Annotated in this window: 6 protein-coding genes; 4 read left to right on the top strand and 2 right to left on the bottom strand. The window is 71.0% G+C overall.

All coding sequences use genetic code 11. From position 1 onward, the window contains the following. Nucleotides 1-89 precede the first annotated feature (89 nt). Nucleotides 90-1,181 carry an alpha/beta hydrolase gene (locus tag AC5LUJ_RS05550; RefSeq protein WP_250286021.1) on the top strand — a complete coding sequence of 364 codons (1,092 nt, stop codon included), beginning with the start codon at nucleotides 90-92 and terminating at the stop codon, nucleotides 1,179-1,181. Nucleotides 1,182-1,184: 3 nt separating this feature from the next. Further along, on the top strand, nucleotides 1,185-1,517 hold the full coding sequence (locus tag AC5LUJ_RS05545; RefSeq protein ID WP_250286020.1) for a YnfA family protein: 333 nt from the start codon (nucleotides 1,185-1,187) through the stop codon (nucleotides 1,515-1,517). Between the two features lie 30 nt (nucleotides 1,518-1,547). Here the strand turns inward: AC5LUJ_RS05545 and AC5LUJ_RS05540 are convergent, their stop codons facing one another. Together AC5LUJ_RS05540 and AC5LUJ_RS05535 are read right to left on the bottom strand one after the other, a co-directional pair. Next, complete coding sequence (locus AC5LUJ_RS05540; RefSeq protein ID WP_250289969.1) at nucleotides 1,548-3,140, bottom strand: Rieske 2Fe-2S domain-containing protein; 1,593 nt, start codon at nucleotides 3,138-3,140, stop codon at nucleotides 1,548-1,550. Nucleotides 3,141-3,269: 129 nt separating this feature from the next. Next, the gene (locus AC5LUJ_RS05535) at nucleotides 3,270-3,938 is read right to left on the bottom strand and encodes a NeuD/PglB/VioB family sugar acetyltransferase (RefSeq protein ID WP_250286018.1); all 669 of its coding nucleotides are present in this window, start codon (nucleotides 3,936-3,938) and stop codon (nucleotides 3,270-3,272) included. A gap of 240 nt (nucleotides 3,939-4,178) precedes the next feature. Here AC5LUJ_RS05535 and AC5LUJ_RS05530 point away from each other — a divergent pair, with 240 nt between their 5' ends. Both AC5LUJ_RS05530 and pth read left to right on the top strand, forming a co-directional pair. Continuing rightward, nucleotides 4,179-4,811, top strand: a complete 633-nt coding sequence (locus tag AC5LUJ_RS05530; RefSeq protein ID WP_250289970.1) for a 50S ribosomal protein L25/general stress protein Ctc — start codon at nucleotides 4,179-4,181, stop codon at nucleotides 4,809-4,811. Between the two features lie 128 nt (nucleotides 4,812-4,939). Continuing rightward, nucleotides 4,940-5,533 carry an aminoacyl-tRNA hydrolase gene (gene pth / locus AC5LUJ_RS05525; RefSeq protein WP_250286529.1) on the top strand — a complete coding sequence of 198 codons (594 nt, stop codon included), beginning with the start codon at nucleotides 4,940-4,942 and terminating at the stop codon, nucleotides 5,531-5,533. Nucleotides 5,534-5,585 lie beyond the last annotated feature (52 nt).

Raw genomic sequence — 5,585 nt, 5'->3', positions numbered from 1 at the left:
CGCTGGCGCCTCCCCATGGCCGGGCCCGTGTCGCCCGACGGCTGTGCGATCGTTGACCGTATGGACATCCTGGGGCGAACAGTCCGGCGATGAGCGGACTGTCGGTGCTGTCGGGCGGATTCATCGGTGGCCTGTTCGCGGCGGTGGCGGTTTTATGGATCATGGTGATCCGAATCCGTCGCGGATGGCCGAAACCGACCAGGTTACTGGCCGTCCCCGTGGCGATACTTCTGACGGTCGCGGCGGTGGCCGACGTGGTCAACGCCTACTTCAGTTACCTGCCCCGGCTCGGGGACGTGGTGGGAGCGGCGACCGCGGGCGGCTCCGATCCGCGTCTGAAGGTCGCGGACCTGCGCTCCCCGACGCCGTCGGACGCCCCGCGTCCGCATCCCCACGGAGCCGTCCTGACCCTGCCGGTTCCGGACCGTGGTAGCGGGTTCGGGCGGACGACCGCGCTCGTCTACCTTCCGCCCCAGTACTTCGACCAGCCGCGGTGGCGCTTTCCGGTGCTCTACCTGATCCACGGATCACCTGGCATCCCCGCTGACTGGCTGCGGGGCGGGCAGGCCGCCGACGCCGGTGCCCAGGTCGCCGCCGCCGGCCATCCGGTGATCATCGTGATGCCGCGGATGAGCCGTGGCTGGCTCGACGACCCGGAGTGCGTCGACGGGGTGACCGAACATGTCGAGACCCATCTGTTCAGCGACGTCATACCGACGGTCGAGTCGGCCTTACGGGCCGAGTCCGGACCGGCCGGCCGGGGGATCGCCGGGATGTCGGCGGGTGGTTACTGCGCGCTCAACCTCGGCCTGCGGCACAGATCCATGTTCGGAACGATCATAGACATGTCCGGGCTGACCCGTCCGACCCACGAGGACGGGCTCCGCCCGCTGTTCGGTACCGGTCCGGCGGCCCAGGCCGCCGCGGCCGCGAACAGCCCTGATCTCTATGTCGACGGGCTGGGACCGGGCCCCCGGCCGCGGGTCTGGCTCGACGCGGGGCGCCGTGACCACGCCGTCACCACTCCCATCCGGCATATGCGTGATCTTCTCAGCGCTGACGGGTACCCGGTGCAGCTACACCTGCGACCGGGGGTGCACACGTTCACGGTATGGCGTCCCGCGCTGCGGGACGCGCTCGCCTGGTTCGCCGGCGGTACCTCGTCGGCGCCCACCGTCTAAGCCGTGTCCGTCCCGCGTACGGCGGTGCTTTTCGTCCTGGCCGCGCTCGCCGAGATCGGCGGGGCCTGGCTGGTGTGGCAGGGGATCCGTGAGCACCGGGGTGTGCTGTTCGTCGGCGGCGGGCTGGTCTCCCTGTGCGTCTACGGGCTCGTCGCCACGCTTCAGGAGGAGGCGGCCTTCGGGCGGCTGCTGGCCGCCTACGGCGGCGTGTTCGTCGCCGGCTCCCTCGCCTGGGGCGTTGTCGCCGACGGTTACCGGCCTGACCGTTACGACATCGCCGGCGCGTTCGTCTGCCTGACCGGAGCCGGCCTCATCATGTTCGCTCCCCACCGGTGATCCCGGTCCTCCCGGCGGGTGGATGGCGCTCTACTCGGTGGGGGAGACCGACAGCGGCCAGGTGCCGCCTCGTACGCAGCGTCCGGTGGTCAGGTCCCAGGCCCAGTGGTGGCGCGGGCATTCCAGCACGCCGTCGACGATGTCGGCGTCGGTGAGATCCTCGCCGGCGTGTGGGCAGTAACGCTGAATCCGCAGTCCGTCACGGGTGATCGTTTCGTCCGACACGGAGCTGTCCTGCCGCAGCTGCCAGGTCACCACCGGGGTGTCGCCGTAGCGCAGCAGGCCCATCAGGGTGACGTCGAACAGGTCCGGATCGCGCCGGAGCCCTATCCGCATCGACAGCAGCGCCTCCTCCCAGGTGGCCTCCCCGTCGACGATCGCGCGCAGGACGCGCGGCGGGACATGCAGCTCGTAACTGCCCGGCGGGCCAGCGGCCACCGCGCTGCCGCCGGCTGTGCCGTCGCTGGCTGTGGTGCCGCCGGCCGTGGCGCCGCCGGGTGGGACAGCGTCGGGTGGGAGCGCCGGGGGCGAGGCCGCCACGACCGCCGGTTGCGGGGGAACCGGCCGGATCATCACCGTCCACCGCCGCGTACCGGAAAGAATGGTGAGATCGCGCTGGTAGTCCGCCAGCAACGGGCGGTTGCGCCGGATCAGCCGGGAGAAGTAGGCGTCCAGCTCGGCCGTGTTCACCGGGGTGTCGGGGCGTTGTTCGTGCGCGCCCCACTGCGCCTGCCGGCGCCGAGCGTAGCCGGCGACGTCGGTGGGTGCCGGTGCCGGTGCCGCGGCCGTGACCGGTTTGCCGCCGACGATGTCGATCCGGTCACCAGGCTGGACGTCGACGATCTTCACCTGCGGGGCCGCCTCGACGAACGAGGGCGCGACGTCCGCCCAGTGCGGAAAGATCGTCTGTTCGCGGTCGTTGTGGACGCGCAGAGCCGGGTCGAGGAAGACTGGCGGCCCCGCGCAGGGGACGTAGGCGCGGGCGTCGGTCGCGGCGACCGTCCGCATCAGGGTGTCGAGGAGGCCGGAACGCACCTGGGCGACCTTCTCCCGCATCACCGGCAAAGGATAGAAGTAGCAGTTCGGGTACCACATGGCCCCGGAGAACTGCGCGGCGAGCAGGTCGACGTCGCGTGGCAGCTCGGTGAGCTTGGGGTGGCAGTCGTTGAGGTCGAGGAAGCGGAAACCGTCCAGCTCGACCAGGAGCGCGCTGTCCTCCTTGTGGCTGGTGTCCAGCAGCATGGTCGCCTGGAGGCCGGGGCGCAGCGGTACCGACTCGCCGTGGCCGAGCACGGTGATGTCGCTGAAGCCGAGGCCGCGCATCTCCCGCAGCAGGTCCCGGGAGCGGAAGGCCGCGCAGAGCACCGGCAGCGACCGGGGGAGCATGCGCAGCAGCGCCCGGTCGAAGTGGTCGGTGTGGGTGTGCGAGACGTACAACGCGTCATAGGAGCCGGCGGCGACCCGCTCGAGCAGGTGCCCGTTGTCCGGGAACGGGAACCAGGACTCAAGAAAAGCCGGGTGGAACCACGGGTCGATGAGCAGCCGGAATTCATCGTGTCGTACGACGAAACCGGCGTGGCCGATGTAGTCGATGGAACTTTTCCGTGCGGCAGTCAATGGCATGTCGTTTCCGTCCCCCGCACGCGCCGGCCCGGCGCGAGACCCCCTCGGTCGACGCGCGACGTCGACTCGTGCGCTGCCGACTATAGCGAGGGCGGCCACGCCGCCCGGCCGGCCTGCCGCGAGGGCGACTTACCGCGAGGGCGGCTGTGCGGCCCGGCGCAGGAAGCGGGCCGGGCTGCCCACCCACACCTCGGCCTCGGGGACGTCGGTGAGTACGACCGCGCCCATGCCGAGCGTCGACCACGCGCCGATCGTGAGGTTCTCCCGGACGAGCGCGCCCTGGCCGAGGTAGGCGCCGGCCCCGACCCGCACCCCGCCGGCCAGCGTGACCGATCCGCAGATCGTCGCGAAATCGGCGACGACGTCGTCGTGGGTGAGCACCGTGTTCGGCATCACCGAAACATGATTACCGACGGTGACGGATGTGGTCAGGGCCGCCCCCTGGAGGAGCACGCTGCCATGACCGAGCGTGCATGAGGGCGGCAGGTGCACGCTGGGGTGGACGACCGTGCCGAAGCGCTCCGGGCCGACGCCGTCAGCGGCCAGGCGGGCGGCGAGCCGGGCCCGGACCGCGCCGGAGCCGGGGCAGAGGATCACCGCCGCGTCCGGCGTACCGGCGACCACCTCCGTGCCGCCGACGACGGGCAGGCCGTCCACCGTGCCGCCGTGGCGGGCCGGATCGTCGTCCGTGAAACCGATCAGCTGGTATCGTTCGGTGGCGAGCACGGCCTGGGCCGTCTCGCGGGCGAACCCGCCGGCACCGACCAGCAACAGGGGTTGCGGCGTCTGAGCCCTCATCGGACCGTTATAGCCGCATGCGCGCACTGTGCGACAACAGCCCTCCATCGGGCCGTCCATCAGGCCCTCCACTCGGTCCCACCCGGCACGCCACACGGTCTTCCGTCGGCGACAGGGCGGATCCGTCGGCTCATGATGCGTCCGGTACTCTGAAAGACCGCGTCGCGGCGCTGCTGGTTTCTTGTGCTAAGGCGGCGCCGATGTCCATTGAAGATCCGTAATAGGAGGATGAGTACCGCCATGTCCGAGGTCCGCATCGCCGCGGAGCCCCGCACCGAGTTCGGCAAGGGCGGGGCTCGTCGTACCCGCAAGGCCGGCAAGGTCCCGGCCGTCCTGTACGGCCACGGCCAGCCGCCCCGCCACATCTCGCTGCGCGCTCACGATCTTCTGCACGCGTTCAAGACCGATGCCGGTACGAACGTGCTGCTCCGGCTGGAGCTCTCCGACGGGACGCAGCTCGCCCTTCCCAAGGACGTCCAGCGTCATCCGATCAAGGGCAGTTTCGAGCACGTCGACCTGGTCATCATCCGTCAGGGCGAGCGGGTCACGGTCGAGGTGCCGGTGACCCTCGTCGGGATCGCCGAGAGCGACACCCTCGTCGACCAGCAGCTGACAGCCGTCTCGTTGCAGGCGGCCGCGACCGACATCCCCGGGTCGATCGAGCTCGACGTCACCGGTCTCAAGCCGGGTGCGAACATCAGCGCCGGCCAGCTCGTCATCCCGGCGGGCACGGTGCTGGAGACCGACGCCGGGCAGGTGGTGGTCCAGGGGCTGGCGAAGCCGACCGCCGCCCAGGTGGACGCCGACCTCGCCGGTGCCGAAGCGGCCGGTGGGGCCGAGGGCGAGCAGGCGCAGGCCGGCGCTTCGGCCTGACCGACGTTTTCTCCCGCCTGGATGACCTTCTTCCGCCTGGATGACGCCGCCGCCCGGATGACGCCGCGATGACTCCGTCAGCGACCGGGCCCCGGACGCAGGCCCAGGCCCAGGCCCAGGCCGGGAGCATGGCCGCCGGCCCGTGGCTGGTCGTCGGGCTGGGCAATCCCGGCCCGACGTATGCCGGCAACCGGCACAACATCGGATTCATGGTTCTCGACCTGCTGGCCGAGCGGGTCGGGGACCGTTTCCGCGCGCACCGGGGAGGCGCGGACGTCGCCGAGGCCCACCTCGCCGGGGCCCGCATGCTGCTCGCCAGGCCCCGCTCCTTCATGAACACCTCGGGCCCGCCCGTAGCGGCCCTGCGCGCCTTCTTCAAAGTCGACATCGGGCACGTCGTGGTCGTTCACGACGAGTTGGACATCCCGTTCGAGACGATCCGGCTCAAGCTCGGCGGCGGCGACAACGGGCACAACGGTCTGCGTTCGGTCACCGCCGCGCTGGGTTCGCGTGACTATCTCCGGGTCCGGGTCGGGATCGGGCGCCCGCCCGGCCGGATGAATCCGGCCGACTTCGTCCTGCGTGACTTTTCGGCTCCGGAACGCAAGGAGCTCCCGTTTCTGGTGGACCGGGCGGCCGATGCCGTGGAGTCGCTGCTCGGCAGTGGCCTGGAGGCCACCCAGAACGCCTTCCACACCTCGCCCGCCAAGCCGCACTCCTGATCCGTGCCTGCCCGCCGCGACGCGCCGGTGCCGGTAGCGACGCCGGTGCCGG

It is taken from the genome of Protofrankia sp. CiP1_Cm_nod3, from assembly GCF_982290655.1.
This window is presented reverse-complemented; position numbering and strand designations above follow the sequence as displayed.

What these genes read in the sequence shown, in the direction of transcription:
- AC5LUJ_RS05550 (WP_250286021.1), top strand. Translation starts at nt 90, where the DNA reads ATGAGCGGACTGTCGGTGCTGTCGGGCGGATTCATCGGTGGCCTGTTC.
- AC5LUJ_RS05540 (WP_250289969.1), bottom strand. Translation starts at nt 3,140, where the DNA reads ATGCCATTGACTGCCGCACGGAAAAGTTCCATCGACTACATCGGCCAC.
- AC5LUJ_RS05535 (WP_250286018.1), bottom strand. Translation starts at nt 3,938, where the DNA reads ATGAGGGCTCAGACGCCGCAACCCCTGTTGCTGGTCGGTGCCGGCGGG.
- AC5LUJ_RS05530 (WP_250289970.1), top strand. Translation starts at nt 4,179, where the DNA reads ATGTCCGAGGTCCGCATCGCCGCGGAGCCCCGCACCGAGTTCGGCAAG.
- pth (WP_250286529.1), top strand. Translation starts at nt 4,940, where the DNA reads ATGGCCGCCGGCCCGTGGCTGGTCGTCGGGCTGGGCAATCCCGGCCCG.